The organism is Vibrio sp. QJM3NY_39, assembly GCF_057785895.1.
In genome coordinates, this window is sequence record NZ_CM173505.1 from 588,292 (window position 1) to 605,225 (window position 16,934).

Here is a 16,934-nt window from a genome sequence, read left to right on the forward strand (position 1 = left end):
TTGTCAGATATGGGCGAGTTTACGACAGTAAAAGGAACGATCCTGTGGTGAATACTTGAACGTTTCAGTCAGGTATTAGATAATCACCAGAATATAAGAAAATACTCAACAACTATGGTCTCGAATTAGATTTGTATCATGTTGTTTTTGACACAGGTAAGAGAGGTTGTCGTGAGCGAAGTAAATATCCCATTGTCTTTTTCTGATGCAGCAGCTACACGCGTTCAAACGCTAATTGCTGAAGAAGAAAACCCAGAACTAAAACTGCGTGTATACATTACAGGTGGTGGTTGTAGTGGTTTCCAATACGGCTTCACATTTGATGAAAAAGTAAATGATGGCGACACTACTATTGTAAACAGCGGTGTTACGCTGGTTGTTGACCCAATGAGCCTACAGTACTTAATGGGCGGCATGGTTGATTACACTGAAGGCCTAGAAGGCGCACGTTTCTTTGTGAACAACCCGAACGCGACCACAACATGTGGCTGTGGTGCATCATTTAGCGTCTAACGTGAACTGAAAGGTAGCTTGAACTGAGAGCTACATTAGAAATATTTTAAACGCTGAGCTCATGCTCGGCGTTTTTTTTTAAGAAATACATCATATAAAACAGACAGTAATTCGACCTATTTTAGCCATATACACCAAGAGGTATTTAGCTTGGGCATGTGTGATCTTTATTTCATCTGCCTGACTTATAGTAAACGCCATATTTTTTAAACTGTCGATAGAGTCCAACTTCGTTGGGTGTGGGTCTGTTAAGGTTACCGCTGTGCATCAGGATGTTGCATATGACAGTGTTAAGCTAATTAGCGCGCCTTAATAACATCGGACAAAAGGATTTGCTATGCCCACTCTATTTTCTAACTCTCCACTTTTTCAGAAACTGAAGCAGCCGTGGTTGGTTTCTCTGATTCTAGTTGTGCTGTTGTCGATTTGGCTTGGTTTAGGAGTGGGGCAAGCGGAAGAGTCGTCTGAGAAAAAAGTGACAGAAATTCCGTTGGCGAAGGTCTCTTTTCAAACATTTACTTCATCACCGACCTTTAAAACGATTGATCTCTATGGTCGAACGGCGCCCGATAGACATGCTCGTTTGGGGGCTGAAGTTGCGGGCAAGGTTGTTAGATTGAACGTTGTTAAGGGCGATGCGGTTAAAGTTGGACAAGCCATTGCTCAGATTGATAAAGGCGATTTAGAGATCCAGTTGGAGCGAGCATCTGCGTTATATCGTTTGAAGCAAAAAGAATTTAAAGCAGCACAGTCTTTGAAGAAAAGAGGGTTGCAAGGCGAGATAGCCTATACCACCGCAGAGGCTTCACTAACGGAAGCAAAGGCCATGAAGCGCAATGCGGAATTGGCTTTAAAGAATACTGTGATTACTTCGCCTTTTTCGGGTGTGGTTCAAGATTTGATGGTGGAGCTCGGTGATTTCGTTGGTGTTGGCGATCCGGTCGCGGGCGTGATTGACCTCGATCCTTTGGTTATTGAGGCCGATGTCAGTGAGCGTCATATCCAGCATTTGCTAGTCAATCAATCTGCTTTGGTTCGCTTGTTAGGGCGAGAAGAAGCGGAAGGCCGCTTACGCTATGTTTCTCGTATCTCTTCTGCTGCTACCAATACCTTCCCAATAGAGATTGAAATCGATAACTCCGATGGCCTGTTACCTGCCGGTGTCAGTGCCGAAGTAACCCTCAATCTAGAAACGAGAGACGCTATCAAAGTGACACCAGCCATGTTGGCACTGGATGAGGCGGGTAATCTTGGGGTCAAAACTTTGGTTTCAATTGATGATTCACCAATCGTGAAATTCGTCGGCATTCAACTGGTGAAAGCTGAGCAAGATGGCGTGTGGCTCACGGGGTTAGGTCAGCGTGTCGATATCATCACGGTAGGGCAAGGTTTTGTTCGTGATGGTGATTCGGTGATTGCTGTTGAGCAAGGTGCTGAACTCTCTAACGTAACTGCAGAGTAGGAGATAGCCGATGTATTCAATTATTGATGCAGCCTTGTCTCGTGCTCGAACAATGCTCTCCCTTTTGGCGCTCATCTTAGTCGCAGGTGTGATTACCTATATCACGATACCCAAAGAATCGAGCCCAGATATCACCATTCCAATTATCTACGTTTCAGTCGGGCATCAAGGGATCTCGCCAACGGATTCAGAACGTTTATTGGTTCGACCTATTGAGCAAGAGCTTAGGTCAATCGAAGGCGTAAAAGAGATGACAGCAACCGCAGCAGAAGGGCACGCCTCTGTGGTGTTAGAGTTTAATGTTGGCGTCGATCTTACTAAAGCGATGGCTGATGTTCGTGACGCGGTTGATCTGGCTAAGCCCAAATTGCCAGAAGATAGCGATGAGCCGACTGTAAATGAAGTTACCCTCGCTTCTGAGCAGCCTGTGTTGTCAGTGGTTCTGTTTGGTACCGTGCCTGAGCGCACCATCGTACAAATCGCTCGAGAGCTCGGAGATAAACTCGAAAGCTATCGTCAGATCCTTGAAGTCGACATTGCAGGCGATCGCGATGACATAGTAGAAATCATCGTTGATCCATTATTGATGGAGAGTTACAGCCTAGATCAAGCGGATATCTATAACTTGATCGCTTTGAATAACCGAGTGGTGGCCGCAGGCTTTGTTGATACAGGCTACGGGCGTTTTTCGGTCAAAGTCCCTTCTGTGTTTAACTCCTTAAAAGACGTACTTGAGTTGCCAATCAAAGTTGATGGTAAACAGGTAGTAACCTTTGGCGATGTGGCTACGGTTCGCCGAGCGTTTCGAGATCCTGAAAGCTTTGCCCGTTTAGATGGCAAATCCGCGGTTGTCTTGGATATCAAGAAACGTGCGGGTGAAAACATCATTGAAACCGTTGAGCTAGTCAAAGCGGCAATGGCTGGTGCTCAGCAGCAAGCTGAATGGCCAAATAACCTATTGGTCAAATACACTTGGGATGAATCTAAAGATGTGAAGATCATGCTCAACGATCTTCAAAACAATATCTTATCCGCCATCATTTTAGTGGTGATCGTGATCATCGCGATTCTTGGTGTTCGAACCGCGCTATTGGTCGGAATTTCAATTCCTGGATCGTTCCTCACGGGATTGTTGGTGTTGTCTGTGTTTGGTCTAACCGTCAACATCGTGGTGCTGTTCTCGTTGATCATGGCGGTCGGGATGTTGGTTGATGGCGCGATTGTGGTGACCGAGTTTGCCGACAGGCGAATGCAAGAAGGTGAAGGGCGTAAAGCCGCTTACCGAGATGCAGCGAAACGGATGGCGTGGCCTATAACCGCATCCACAGCTACAACGTTAGCGGCATTTGCTCCGTTACTGTTTTGGCCGGATGTAACGGGCGAATTCATGAAGTTCCTGCCATTAACGTTGATTGCAACCTTAACCGCTTCATTGATTATGGCGTTGTTGTTTGTGCCTGTACTCGGTGGTTTGATTGGTAAACCTCAATACGTATCGCCCAAAAGCCAAGCGAGAATGGTGGCACTGCACAACGGTGATTTCTCACAGGCTACAGGCTTAACCAAAGCGTACTACCACACGTTGTCGATTGCGATTAAGCACCCCTTTAAGATTCTTTTCAGTGCGATATTACTTGCGGTTGCGGTTGGATTTACTTACTCAAAGGCAGGTCTAGGCGCAGAGTTCTTCCCAGAAGTGGATCCGCCATTCTTTAACGTCAAAGTTCGCTCTCATGGTGATCTATCAATCCAAGAGAAAGATGTCATCATGCGTGATATTGAGTTGATGATGCTTAATCATGATGAGTTCGATACCGTTTATACGCGTACTGGTGGTGACGATCAGATTGGTTTGATCTCGATTACCCCCGTTGATTGGCAATACCGTCGCAGTGTTAAGGCGATCATTGAAGAATTAAAGGTGCACACCGATCAATACGCAGGGGTCGAGATTGAATATAAGTTTCCTGATGCAGGGCCTCCGGTTGAAAATGACTTAGTGATTGAGCTCTCGGCCAAAACTCCTGAGCAGCTCAATCAGGCTGCAAAAATTGTAAGAAACTGGGCGGATGGCAATCAGGCACTGACTAATATAAGTGATACCGCGAGTAAAGATGGCATCGATTGGAAAGTGGATATTCGCAGAGATGATGCTGCGCGTTTTTCGGCTGATGCGACCTTGGTGGGTAATACGGTTCAATTCGTCACTAACGGGCTAAAGATTGGCGATTACCTCCCAGATGATTCTTCAGAAGAGGTCGATATCTTGGTGCGCTATCCAAGCGATAAAAGAGATATTGGGCGCTTTGACCAACTAAGAGTTAAAACACCAGCAGGCTTGGTGCCGATCACTAACTTTGCTCAGATAGTGCCAGACCATAAGCAGGACACGATAAAGCGTCTTGATGGTAAGCGTGTCGTGAACATCATGGCGGATATGGAAGAGGGTTATAACCTTGCACTCGAACTGCCAAAGATTGAGCGAGCGTTAAGTGAGTTAGGCTTACCAAGTAGTGTCGAGTTTCGTATTCGTGGTCAAAATGAAGAACAAGAAAACTCGTCAGCCTTCTTACAAAGTGCTTTCTTAGTTGCATTGGCGGTGATGGCTTTGATTTTGATTACTCAGTTCAATAGCTTCTATCAAGCGTTTTTGATTCTTAGTGCGGTGCTGTTCTCCACGGTTGGTGTGTTTGTTGGTTTGCTTATCTTTCAGCGTCCGTTTGGCATTGTGATGTCTGGTATTGGAGTGATAGCGTTGGCAGGAATTGTGGTAAACAACAATATTGTGCTGATTGATACCTATAACCAACTGATAAAACGCGGCTTGGACAAGCGAGATGCGATTCTCAGGACGGGTGTTCAGCGTTTAAGACCAGTAATGCTGACTACGGTTACCACCATTTTAGGCTTGATGCCGATGGTGTTAGAAATGAACATCGATCTGATTAACCAGAAAATAGAGTTTGGTGCCCCGAGTACCCAATGGTGGTCGCAACTTGCTACAGCCATTGCTGGAGGTTTGGCGTTTGCGACAGTACTTACCTTGGTGCTGACGCCTTGTTTGCTGATGTTAGGGCGAGATAAGAAGCCCGATGTGCTCCCAAGCAACGACGGTGAAAGATAAGTCCTAGTCCGACGGAAATAAAAAGAGCGCCTAGGTGGGCGCTCTTTTCGTTGGTTTATATGGCTATTAGTCCAATTAGTCGCTAGTAACCTAATTAGTTGCTAGTAACTGGCCGTATCGCTCTAGGTTACTCAATCGAATTTCTGAGTTCGCAATAAATGTTGCTTTTGCTTTACCTGTTAACGACTTAGATTGCGGTAATTTCACGGTACGCGCATTTTTATGTACGCCATTAACCAAGAATTCATAATGTAAGTGCGGACCAGTAACACGACCTGTGCCACCCAAAGTACCAATGGTTTGGCCTTGTTTTACGCGCTGACCTGTTTTCACCATACGTCGCTTCATGTGCAGGTACTTGGTGATGTAGGTGTTGCTGTGGCGGATAAACACGTAGTTACCATTGAATTGGTTGTAACCCGACTTCTGAACAATACCGTCACCGGCTGCCCAGATAGGTGTGCCAACAGGGGCTGCGTAGTCAGTACCGCGGTGAGCTCGAACCTTACCGGTTACTGGGTGTCTCCTGGTAGGATTAAAGTTCGATGTTACGCGACGAAAATCAATTGGTGAGCGCAAGAACGCTTTCTTCATTGCTCGACCATTTTCATCGAAGTAGTTGCCGCTCTTATCATCCAATACCGCGGTAAATGAATCGCCTTGGTTTTTGAATACGGCTGCTATGATCTTACCGCGACCAACCACCTCACCTTCAACCACTTTCTCTTGGTATAAGATTTTGAAGCTGTCGTTCTTACGAATATCCAAAGCAAAGTCGATATCCCAGCCAAAGATGCCCGCCAGTTCCATGATTTGGTTTGCGGTTAAACCTGCGCTAACGCCTGCATTCCAGAAGTTAGAGGTAATGTTGGCTTCAGCGTAATTGTATTGGTAGGCAACTTCTTTCTTGTCGATGCTAGAGGTAAACGAATCGCCAGACTTAGTGATTTTGAAGCTTTCAAACGCACTAAGTTGTCGTTTTAACTGAATAAGGTCGTTGTTTTCATCAAAACCGAATTGCAATATATCGCCAGGTCTTAGGTTAGACAGCTGCTTCTTAATATCGTTATTGGTATTGAGTAGCGTGATCAGCAAGCGGTATGAGAGGCCAATACGTTCAAATAAAACAGAGGTGCTTTCGCCAGAACGAACGGTATATTTCTCCCAATTAAGCACAGCCGTCGGCGGTGCGTCACTCGAGCTAACAAGCGCGGATGCATTGATAGTCAGTGGGTAATGTTTCCCCACCACTAAAGCGCCCGTATCGTCACGCAAACTGCTGACATCGGGGAGTAAGAAGATCGCGACGAAAATTACGGCACTAAAAAATGCGATAAAAGCCCGGTGCAAAATAGGAAGGCGTGCAAAAATAGACAACATGTTCCGGTTCGTTCTGTAAATATTATGAAAATAGGCGACGGAATAGTGTAACTGGTTTCAAAATACATCGCTATTCAAGTAAGATGTCTAATTATTATATTTTTGCCAAATCTGTGGGAGTGAACAAGAATGGCGAGTATTGAAGCTGCACTAGCCGAGATCAAACGTGGCGTAGAAGAACTGATTCCAGAAGACGAACTGATTGCTAAATTAAAAGAAGGTCGTCCTTTACGCATTAAGCTGGGTGCCGATCCAACTGCTCCAGATATCCACCTAGGCCATACGGTTATCTTTAACAAGCTTCGTGCTTTCCAAGAGCTTGGTCATGAAGTGACATTCCTTATTGGTGATTTCACTGCAATGGTTGGTGATCCATCAGGTAAGAACTCAACGCGTCCACCGCTAAGCCGTGAAGACGTATTGAAGAATGCTGAAACTTACAAAGAGCAAGTATTCAAGATTCTAGATCCTGCGAAAACGCAAATTCGTTTCAACTCTGAGTGGCTATCTGAGCTTGGCGCTGAAGGCATGATTCGTCTTGCTTCTAACCAAACTGTTGCTCGTATGCTTGAGCGTGATGACTTTAAAAAGCGTTACGCTGGTGGTCAACCGATCGCAATCCACGAATTCATGTACCCACTTCTACAAGGTCACGACTCTGTTGCACTAGAGAGTGATGTTGAGCTTGGTGGTACTGACCAGAAGTTTAACCTTCTAATGGGTCGTGAACTGCAAAAAGCAGCAGGTCAAAAACCACAAGCGGTACTGATGATGCCATTACTTGTAGGTCTAGACGGCGTTAAGAAGATGTCTAAGTCTGCGCACAACTACATCGGTATTAGCGAAGCACCAAGCGAGATGTTTGGTAAGATCATGTCTATCTCTGACGATCTAATGTGGAGCTACTACGAGCTACTGTCTTTCCGTCCACTTGAAGAAGTTGCGGAACTGAAAGCTGGCGTTGAGGCGGGCAAAAACCCTCGTGACGTTAAAGTACTTCTAGCGAAAGAGATCATTGCTCGTTTCCACAGTGAAGCGGATGCTGAAGCAGCTGAGCAAGAGTTCGTTAACCGTTTTGCTAAAAACCAAGTTCCTGATGATATGCCTGAATTTGAATTCGAAGCCGGCCTACCGATTGCGAACGTTCTAAAAGAAGCGGGTCTTGTAAACTCGACTTCTGATGCGATGCGTATGATCAAGCAAGGCGCTGCTAAGCTTGAAGGCGAGAAGATTGAAGACAGCAAATTCGTACCTGAAGTAGGTACTGCAGTTTACCAAGTAGGTAAGCGTAAGTTTGCTCGTATTACTATTAAGTAATAACACACATCAATAATTGAACAAAAGGCATCCACGGATGCCTTTTTTATTGACACAAAGTTGACGAAGTTTTTGAACGTGCATTGCTACACTATGCGCGCTGTCATATTGACAGTAATTCTGGAGATTTTTATGAACAATACCGACCATCCTCCTAGTTTGAATGGAGAAGAATAACCTGTCTCGGTATTGATCTATTGTCCTGCCGTTCAGGTAGGGTATCTTTGTTTTCCCCTCATTCTTTTCCACACACTAGATTCTAACAAGTAGACACACCAGTAGCTTTCAACTCTTGGTGCGCATAAATCTATAAATCTATAAACTTATGCTATTTGTTTTGATGGTCGTTACCTTTGCCAATCGGGAGATTCGCCATGACGGTAATGAACAACACTTTTTTATCTATCGAAGCTTTGTACACAGAGCAAGACATCCAAGCTGTATCGAATGCATTTCAACAGTATGGGCGTGAGCAACAAATTAACCTTTTAAACCGAATGCCACTTGAAGATGCGGTGTTAGTACTTGGGCAATGCTCTCTCAGTATTATTCAGACTTTACTTAGTGAGCTAGAAGAGCAAGGCTTTGAGAAGCGCTCTCGACATCTAGCTCACCAACTAGGGCTGATTTACTCAGAGGTTGAACCTCAACAGGGATACCTTTCAACTGGAGTGCTTAGCCACGTTAGGCAGCGTATCGGTTGGATTATTGCCTTAGCGCTGCTGGGTATTGTCTCTGGGCTTATCATTGCTCAGTATGAAGACATTCTTAGCCAGCTAGTACTTCTGGCGATCTATATGCCGGTAATCGCTGCTGCGGGTGGTAATACAGGCACACAAGCGGCGACTTTGGTCATTAGGGCCTTAGCCACGGGCGAGTTGAAGAAGCGCCAATGGGCGAACGTTTTATGGAAAGAACTTAGAGTTGCCATCTGCTTGGCGCTTGCGATTGCCTTGGTGATGATAGGCCGCATCTTACTGTTCAGTGACAACCAATCAACGGGTGGCTACGACATTAATATGATTGCTTACGCGATTGCTGTCGCTCTGTTTATTCAAGTGACAATATCAACCGTGCTTGGCGCTGGATTACCGATTGTTGCTCGGTTATTCAAGTTAGATCCTGCGGTGCTGGTGAGCCCTGTCTTGGCTTCAGTAGTCGATATTTCGGGGATGTGGATTTACTTCACGGTAGTGAATTCATTCTTGGGCATTGCTTAACGCCTTTAAATAAAGACTTTGGAAACAAAGAGTACCTCCGAAGAAAAACATCTTAGGAATAAAAATGGCGCTGAAGATCATACGATCTTCAGCGCCATTTTTATTGTTTAAGTAGAAGCTTACAGAGAGCTAAACATTACTTAGATTTGCTTTGTGTTTGACTGAATTCGACCACATCTTTGTAGAAAGCTCGTTCAAACTGGGTGATTGGTGCTTCTACAGGTTTTTCTGAATCTTGCTCTTCAGGGAAGTAATCACGGACAAACTGTACAAACAGAGAGTTTGGATTGCCCGCTTTATCTAAACCAAAACCTGCCATGTTGTAGCTACCGTACAAAGACCCACTTTTCGCAATAATATTACCTTGGATTGGTGCTTTTCTCATACTCTGACGGTATTTGAGCGTTCCATTAGTGCCAGATGTAGGCATAGCCTCAATCAGGTTGAGCTGTTTGTCGTTATCCCAGATGTAACGCAGAACCTGAGCCATAGTTTGCGAGGTCATGCGATTATTCCTCGATAACCCTGAGCCATCAACCAACTGTGCTTTGTTTAGGTCAATGTTGGCCTTGGTCAGTAATATCTGTTTTATCGCTTCGGTGCCGTTATTGAAGCTGCCCGGTTGGACATAAAACGTTGCACCCAGTGTTTTGGTTAGGTTGTCTGCTATTAGATTGTCTGATTTCTTCAGCATGGTATCGAGCAGTTCGGGAAGCTTTTCAGAATGATGGCTCGCGACCAACGTGGTTTTGTTTGCTTTCGCTTTTTTACCAATAATCACATCGCCTTTAACTTGGATTTTCAGCTCTTTAAGCAGCGATGTCACGACTTGATAGGTATAAAGCTCGGGGTTTTGAATCGCAAACTTGAGTGGTAGTGGCTTCTTACGCTCTACTAAGCAACCAGAGAGCTTGTAAGCGTTGTCTGGAGTGGTAATGAGCTCTAAGTCGCATTGTGTCGCCTTCTGTCCTGATCGAGTTACGGTGGCTGCGGTGGTTGTCACGTCTATCGGATAGTGAGCGGGAATATAGACACGAGTGTTGCCGTTATCTTTTGTATAAATAGAGGCTTGTGCGCAGTTGCTGTCTAAGGTCATAGCACTCGAAGGCGCGCTGTAACAAACGCCTAAAATGTCCCAAGGCCACCCCACCGCTCGTTGATAGCCCGTATAAGCTGAGTTATCGAGATACAGGTTACCGTTAATGGTTTTAGATTGTGATTTAGCATATTGAGCTAAAAGCCTTTTTAGCTGCTCTCGTTGTAGCGTCGGGTCGCCACTAAATGAAATGATTGAGTCATTCCCAGAACGAGCAATACTGGTCGTGTAGTGAAAGTCATCCCCTAACTCCAATTTAGCCGCCAAAGCTGTCACCAGCTTCAAAGTACTGGCGGGTGGATAAAATCCATCGCTATTGGTATTCATTTGATTTGAATTACCACTCAGTGGTTGCAAGATTAAACTTGCGCCACTGCCATCGGGTAGTTTACTTAAAGGGGCGTAGGCGAAAGTGGTAAGTGAGTAGCTACTAAGTGATAAGCCACATAGAAGTAGGGTGGATAGAAGGCGCATAGAAGATTTCTTGGATGGCTGATGTTTTCAGTATACAGATATAAAAAACGCCCGCTAGATAGCGGGCGTTTTGATTCTCAATTAACTAATTAATCAATTAGATAATCAGAATTAGAAGTCGTAACGTAGACCTAGAGCGATTTCGTCTTCAGCTTGAGCAGAAGTTGCTTTGCCGTTAGAAGCTAGGTTTGTTGTACCGATCGTATCATTTTCAGAGATTAGGTTGAAATTGTACGAGATGTAAGTACGGAAGTTAGGCTTGAAGTAGTAAGTTGCATCGATTGCAACGTTATCTGCAGAAGTTTCACCGTCAGTTTCTGCATTGTTGTACGTTAGCGTGAATGCAGTTTTATCTAGTGTGTACGCAGTTGCGAATTCGTAACCTGTGTAGTCTACAGAATCGTTCTTGATTACACCTGTAGTCTGTTTTTCGCCATCAGTGAATACACCAGCGAAGTAGAAATCGCTCATGCGGTAAGATGCAGAAAGCATGTATTCGTTAGATTGATCTTGGTCTGCGTAACCAGCACCTAGCTTAACGCCAGAATCGCCGATTGCGTAGATAGCAGATAGAGAGTAGCCATCTTTACCGTTATCGCTGAACTCATCGTTAGCGTCAACATCACGGTCAGCGAAGCGGTAGCTTGCTTTTAAGCCTAGGTCTTGGAATTGACCTTTGTAAGAAAGCATGTTGTCTGAACGGTCAGCTACTGCGATTTTGTCTGCCGCTGAGTTACCGTGGTAAGACATGATATCGGTAAAGTCAGTGATAACGCCTAGCGCACCGTCGTTTTTACCGTAAGTTACTTCACCGAATGTACCGCCGATACCAGCGTATGTGTAACGGTTAGTGATGTCGCCGTCGTTGTTATCAGTAGAGCCGCCGTTTTCAGCAGTTGTGAATTCGCCTTCGTAGAAACCAACACCGTATAGGCCGTCTTGGATTTCAACTTTACCTAGGAAGTTAAGACGTACACGTGTTTTGTCTTCAGCTTTGCCATCTTTTAGAGATAGACGAGCTTCCGCACGACCACCGATCTCTAGAGAAGTGCCATTTGAGCTGTATACAGAAGTGCCGTCGATACCACCAGCTTGTTTGCCGTCCGCTGCCACTGCGTTAGTAGCAAGAGCTGCAGCCGATACAGCAAGCGCGATCATAGTCTTGTTCATGTTATTAATTCCTAATTACTGTCCATAGAAGTTTTATCAAGGATTTGAACCCTTTTGTGTATTGCCTGTATTAATCAGGCTTCATAATCATGATTAGAACAGAAGTCTGAAAAATGCCAGTGCAATCCATGGGTTACTTTTTACCTCTAAAGTTCCATAGTCAGTTAGTAAAATGATATAAAACTAAAAAATGAACACTGTTTTATTATATTTGTTGTTGTTTAACCATTTGTTTTAAATTGGTTTTTATAAAAGTGTGATCTGTGTTTATTTTGTTTGTTTTTTGTTTTTTTAGGTATTTATTTCTCAGCTTATTGATGGGGAGGTTATTATTCATTTTTGTGATGTCTGTAATTTAGACCTAGATAAAGCTTTTATAACGCAAAGTGGAATAAAGGTGATTTAGCCATAAAGTTTGTTTACACTAAGCCAAATCGTTTTGTTTCTATCACCCAATAAATGCGTTGGGTGTATTTATGTTGGCCAAAGAAAGCTTTGGCATAGAGGTAAAAAATGGAAAAGGTTCCAATGACAGTACGTGGCGCTCAGAAGCTACGTGACGAATTAGATCGCCTACTTAAGCTACGTCCTATTATTTCAGCAGCTATAGGTGAAGCACGTGAACTCGGTGACTTGAAAGAGAACGCTGAATATCACGCCGCTCGTGAAGAGCAGGGTATCTGTGAAGCTCAAATTCGAGATATCGAATACAAGCTATCGCTAGCTCAGATCATCGACGTAACTCAAATGGATAACACAGGCAAGGTTATCTTTGGTACTACGGTTACTTTGATTGACGTAGATACTGATGAAGAGTTCCGTTACCAAATCGTTTCTGAAGATGAAGCTGAAATCAAAACTGGCCGCATTTCGGTGAAATCACCGATCGCTCGTGGCCTTATTGGTAAGATGGAAGGTGACGAGGTTATTATCTCTACACCTGGCGGCGATAAAGATTTCGAAATCGACAAAGTAGAATACATCTAATTGAATTTACTTTGGTTCTAATAAGTAAAAAGGTCGCTAATGCGACCTTTTTCGTTTCTCACGCTACACTAAAAGATAAGCACAGTGGCTTTCTTATTGTGGAGCTAGCTTGATGTCAAACTAGCTTATTTGCGTGGAATCTCGATTTTACGTGCTTCTGACTGACGGAACAGTACTAGAACTTTACCGATAGTCTGTACTTTCTCAGCTTTAGATTCACGTACAATTGCATCGATAATCAGTTGCTTAGTCTCACGGTCTTCTGATGCAACTTTAATCTTGATCAGTTCATGGTGGTCTAGAGCCAATTCGATTTCCGCTAGAACAGCTTCAGTAAGTCCATTTGCGCCCATTAGCACTACAGGTTTTAAACTGTGAGCTAGGCCCTTTAGATGCTGCTTTTGTTTGGTACTTAGGTTCATTACGCGGCCAATTTTATTTAGTATTAGGGTTGAAAAAACCTATTTTAACGCCATCTAAAGCTGAAGACTATAATTTATTCAGCAATTAGTACTTTCCTCCAATTTAGGTATCCAATGAGCAAACAGAAACACTCGGCCAGTTCAGGCCGTTGGTTGAAGGAACACTTCGACGACAAGTATGCAAATGAAGCAAGAAAAAGAGGCTATCGTTCGCGTGCTTATTTCAAAATGGAAGAGATTCAAACGAAAGATAAATTGCTGACTCCTGGGATGACCATTGTGGATTTGGGTGCAGCGCCTGGCGGTTGGTCTCAATATGCTGCTAAGATTATCGGAGACAACGGTCAAATCATTGCTTGTGACTTGCTACCTATGGATCCGATTGCTGGAGTGAGCTTTTTACAAGGCGATTTCCGCGAAGAAGCTGTGCTAGATGCCTTGTTGGAACGTATACAGCCAAACATGGTTGATGTCGTGATGTCTGATATGGCACCTAATATAGCAGGCAACAATTCTGTGGATCAGCCGAGAGCTATGTATTTAGTTGAATTAGCTTTGGATATGTGTCGACAAGTTCTAGCTACCAATGGTAGTTTTGTTGTAAAAGTATTCCAAGGCGAAGGGTTTGACCAATATGTTAAGGACGTCCGTGAGATGTTTAAAACAGTCAAAGTGAGAAAACCCGACTCTTCTCGAGCTCGATCTCGTGAAGTGTTTATCGTAGCAACTGGTTACAAAGGTTAACGATTCTCTTCCAAGAGTGAGAGTTAACAACATGGCTACAGGTTACAAACTGTAGTACCCTACCTTTAATTACAATTAGTTATCGAGAGGCTTACACCTTGAGTGACATGGCAAAAAATTTAATTCTGTGGCTTGTTATCGCGGTAGTGTTGATGTCGGTATTCCAGAGCTTCGGCCCTGGGGAAAGTAACGGCAGAGCAGTAGATTACACCACGTTTGTACAGGAAGTTGGCCAAGGCCAGATTCAAGACGCACAGTTCAATAACAGCGAAATCACTTTCACACGTCGTGGTGGTGGCTCTAAGTATGTAACTTACATGCCTGTTTATGATCAAAAGCTACTTGATGACTTAATTAATCAAAACGTAAAAGTTCAGGGTACACCACCTGAAGAGCAGAGCCTGCTTGGCACTATCTTCATTTCTTGGTTCCCAATGATCTTACTGATTGGTGTGTGGATTTTCTTCATGCGTCAAATGCAAGGCGGCGGCGGCGGTAAAGGCGCGATGTCTTTCGGTAAGAGCAAAGCTCGAATGATGAGCGAAGAACAAATCAAAACGATGTTTGCTGATGTTGCTGGTTGTGACGAAGCAAAAGAAGACGTGAAAGAGCTTGTTGATTATCTTCGTGACCCAAGTCGTTTCCAAAAACTGGGTGGTAAGATCCCGACAGGTATCCTGTTGGTCGGTCCTCCTGGTACTGGTAAGACATTGCTTGCAAAAGCAATTGCTGGTGAAGCGAAAGTACCGTTCTTTACTATCTCAGGTTCTGACTTCGTTGAAATGTTTGTTGGTGTCGGTGCATCTCGTGTGCGTGACATGTTCGAGCAAGCGAAGAAAGCAGCACCTTGTATTATCTTTATCGATGAAATCGATGCTGTTGGTCGTCAGCGTGGCGCTGGTGTTGGTGGTGGTCACGATGAGCGTGAACAAACACTAAACCAAATGCTGGTTGAGATGGATGGTTTCGAAGGTAACGAAGGTATTATCGTTATCGCTGCGACTAACCGTCCAGACGTACTTGACCCAGCATTGCTTCGTCCAGGCCGTTTTGACCGTCAAGTAGTGGTTGGTCTACCAGATGTACGTGGTCGTGAACAGATTCTTAAAGTACACATGCGTAAGGTTCCACTATCAGGCGATGTTGAACCATCTCTGATTGCTCGCGGTACACCCGGTTTCTCAGGTGCAGACCTTGCGAACCTTGTGAACGAAGCGGCTCTATTCGCTGCTCGCGGTAACAAACGCAATGTATCGATGGTTGAGTTTGAATTAGCGAAAGACAAAATCATGATGGGTGCTGAGCGCCGTTCAATGGTTCTGACTGAAGAAACGAAAGAATCGACGGCTTACCATGAAGCTGGTCATGCAATTGTTGGTCGTTTAGTGCCTGAGCACGATCCAGTGTACAAAGTATCTATCATTCCTCGTGGTCGAGCGCTTGGTGTTACTATGTATTTACCAGAACAAGATCGTGTAAGTATGAACCGTCAACACCTAGAATCGATGATTTCTAGCCTATACGGTGGTCGTCTTGCTGAGGAATTGATTTACGGTTCAGACAAGGTATCGACAGGTGCATCAAACGATATTGAGCGTGCCACTGATATTGCTCGTAAGATGGTGACTCAATGGGGCTTCTCTGAAAAACTAGGCCCTCTTCTTTATGCAGAAGAAGAAGGTGAAGTTTTCTTAGGCCGCGGAATGAGCAAAGCGAAACACGTCTCGGATGAAACCACTCGACTTATCGATGAAGAGATTCGTATCCTAATTGATCGTAATTACGCTCGAGCGAAACAAATACTCGAAGACAATATGGATTTAATGCACTCAATGAAAGATGCATTAATGAAGTATGAAACGATTGATGCGGGTCAAATTGATGATTTGATGGATCGTAAAACCGAGATCCGTGAGCCTGCTGGTTGGGGGGAGCAAGTAAAAGCAGAACCTGCAAAGGAAGAAGCCAAGCCTGAAGCTGAAGTTAAATCTGAAGAACAAGCTAAAGCCGAACCAGAAGCTGAAGAGTCGAAAGTTGAAGAAGTTAAATCTGAATCAGATGATACTCAAAACAAAGATTCTTAATCGCTAAGCTATAAAGTAAAACCCTGAGTACGCTCAGGGTTTTTCTGTTTATAGCTCAAGGTGTTTTTTTACTCTTTAAGACCTGCCTTTCATGATATTAAAAGCAAACAATAAAACACTCGTTTTAGACCGCCCACATGTAATGGGTATCCTCAATGTCACCCCTGATTCTTTCTCTGATGGCGGAAGATTCAACTCATTAGACAATGCATTGCTGCAAGCTGAACGAATGATTCAAGCCGGCGTTAGCATTATTGATATTGGTGGTGAATCGACTCGCCCTGGAGCTCCGGACGTTTCCTTAGAGGAAGAACTCGCTCGAGTTATTCCTGCAATTAAAGCGATTCGTGCCAAGTTTGATGTTTGGATTTCTATTGATACCAGCAAAGCCGAAGTGATGCGCCAAGCTGTTGAAGCGGGTGCTGATTTGATCAATGATGTACGCGCTTTACAAGAGCCAGGTGCCCTACAATCGGCCGCTGAGGGTAATGTTCCTGTTTGCTTGATGCACATGAAAGGCCAACCAAGAACCATGCAAGCTAGCCCAGTTTACGACGATGTTCTAATGGATGTTGAAGCATTCCTACAAGAAAGAGTGGAAGCTTGTGAGGCTGTAGGAATCTCAAAAGAACAGCTGATTCTGGACCCTGGTTTTGGTTTTGGTAAAACCATTGAACACAATTACCACCTATTAGCGCACCTTGAAAAATTTCATACGCTTGGGTTGCCAGTTTTAGCTGGGATGTCGAGAAAATCGATGATCTTTAAGCTACTGGACAAGGCCCCAGCAGATTGCATGGTAGCCAGTGTCACTTGCGCGACTATCGCTGCAATGAAAGGCGCACAAATTATTCGCGTTCACGATGTTGAAGATACATTGGAAGCGATGAAGATAATCGAAGTGATGAATAACAATCACTAATAATAATTAAGGAAAATCA

Annotated in this window: 13 protein-coding genes; 9 read left to right on the plus strand and 4 right to left on the minus strand. The window is 44.2% G+C overall.

Annotation, left to right across the window (positions count from 1 at the left end):
* The first annotated feature begins 171 nt into the window (after positions 1-171).
* From erpA to AC3CHU_RS02855, 3 genes are all read left to right on the plus strand, one after another.
* Entirely contained in the window at positions 172-513 is a 342-nt protein-coding gene (erpA, locus tag AC3CHU_RS02845; RefSeq protein WP_004734539.1) for an iron-sulfur cluster insertion protein ErpA, read from the plus strand.
* A 337-nt stretch (positions 514-850) separates the two neighbouring features.
* Positions 851-1,975: an efflux RND transporter periplasmic adaptor subunit gene (locus tag AC3CHU_RS02850; protein WP_065205123.1), complete on the plus strand. Its 1,125-nt coding sequence runs from the start codon at positions 851-853 to the stop codon at positions 1,973-1,975.
* Positions 1,976-1,985: 10 nt separating this feature from the next.
* The gene (locus AC3CHU_RS02855) at positions 1,986-5,099 is read left to right on the plus strand and encodes an efflux RND transporter permease subunit (protein ID WP_488525036.1); all 3,114 of its coding nucleotides are present in this window, start codon (positions 1,986-1,988) and stop codon (positions 5,097-5,099) included.
* Positions 5,100-5,189: 90 nt separating this feature from the next.
* On the opposite strand, the gene shyC is transcribed toward AC3CHU_RS02855, so the two are convergent.
* Positions 5,190-6,479 carry a peptidoglycan DD-endopeptidase ShyC gene (gene shyC / locus AC3CHU_RS02860; protein WP_488525037.1) on the minus strand — a complete coding sequence of 430 codons (1,290 nt, stop codon included), beginning with the start codon at positions 6,477-6,479 and terminating at the stop codon, positions 5,190-5,192.
* A gap of 129 nt (positions 6,480-6,608) precedes the next feature.
* On the opposite strand from shyC, the gene tyrS reads away from it, so the two are divergent.
* Positions 6,609-7,796 carry a tyrosine--tRNA ligase gene (tyrS, locus tag AC3CHU_RS02865; RefSeq protein ID WP_488525038.1) on the plus strand — a complete coding sequence of 396 codons (1,188 nt, stop codon included), beginning with the start codon at positions 6,609-6,611 and terminating at the stop codon, positions 7,794-7,796.
* 374 nt (positions 7,797-8,170) lie between these two features.
* Positions 8,171-9,016 (plus strand): magnesium transporter, encoded by an 846-nt coding sequence (locus AC3CHU_RS02870; protein ID WP_029222732.1) that lies wholly within the window; start codon positions 8,171-8,173, stop codon positions 9,014-9,016.
* Positions 9,017-9,152: 136 nt separating this feature from the next.
* Here AC3CHU_RS02870 and dacB read toward each other — a convergent pair whose 3' ends face one another.
* Together dacB and AC3CHU_RS02880 are read right to left on the minus strand one after the other, a co-directional pair.
* Positions 9,153-10,586 carry a serine-type D-Ala-D-Ala carboxypeptidase gene (gene dacB, locus AC3CHU_RS02875; protein WP_488525039.1) on the minus strand — a complete coding sequence of 478 codons (1,434 nt, stop codon included), beginning with the start codon at positions 10,584-10,586 and terminating at the stop codon, positions 9,153-9,155.
* Between the two features lie 111 nt (positions 10,587-10,697).
* Positions 10,698-11,756, minus strand: coding sequence for a porin (locus AC3CHU_RS02880; protein ID WP_488518208.1), 1,059 nt, complete (start codon positions 11,754-11,756; stop codon positions 10,698-10,700).
* A gap of 513 nt (positions 11,757-12,269) precedes the next feature.
* Between AC3CHU_RS02880 and greA the strand changes: the two genes are divergently transcribed.
* Positions 12,270-12,743 (plus strand): transcription elongation factor GreA, encoded by a 474-nt coding sequence (gene greA, locus AC3CHU_RS02885; protein WP_017079993.1) that lies wholly within the window; start codon positions 12,270-12,272, stop codon positions 12,741-12,743.
* 125 nt (positions 12,744-12,868) lie between these two features.
* On the opposite strand, the gene yhbY is transcribed toward greA, so the two are convergent.
* Positions 12,869-13,165 (minus strand): ribosome assembly RNA-binding protein YhbY, encoded by a 297-nt coding sequence (yhbY, locus tag AC3CHU_RS02890; RefSeq protein WP_004734509.1) that lies wholly within the window; start codon positions 13,163-13,165, stop codon positions 12,869-12,871.
* 114 nt (positions 13,166-13,279) lie between these two features.
* Here yhbY and rlmE point away from each other — a divergent pair, with 114 nt between their 5' ends.
* From rlmE to folP, 3 genes are all read left to right on the plus strand, one after another.
* Entirely contained in the window at positions 13,280-13,909 is a 630-nt protein-coding gene (gene rlmE, locus AC3CHU_RS02895; protein WP_004734508.1) for a 23S rRNA (uridine(2552)-2'-O)-methyltransferase RlmE, read from the plus strand.
* A gap of 107 nt (positions 13,910-14,016) precedes the next feature.
* The gene (gene ftsH / locus AC3CHU_RS02900) at positions 14,017-15,993 is read left to right on the plus strand and encodes an ATP-dependent zinc metalloprotease FtsH (RefSeq protein ID WP_029404904.1); all 1,977 of its coding nucleotides are present in this window, start codon (positions 14,017-14,019) and stop codon (positions 15,991-15,993) included.
* A gap of 91 nt (positions 15,994-16,084) precedes the next feature.
* Positions 16,085-16,915, plus strand: a complete 831-nt coding sequence (folP, locus tag AC3CHU_RS02905; protein ID WP_488525040.1) for a dihydropteroate synthase — start codon at positions 16,085-16,087, stop codon at positions 16,913-16,915.
* Positions 16,916-16,934: the final 19 nt, after the last annotated feature.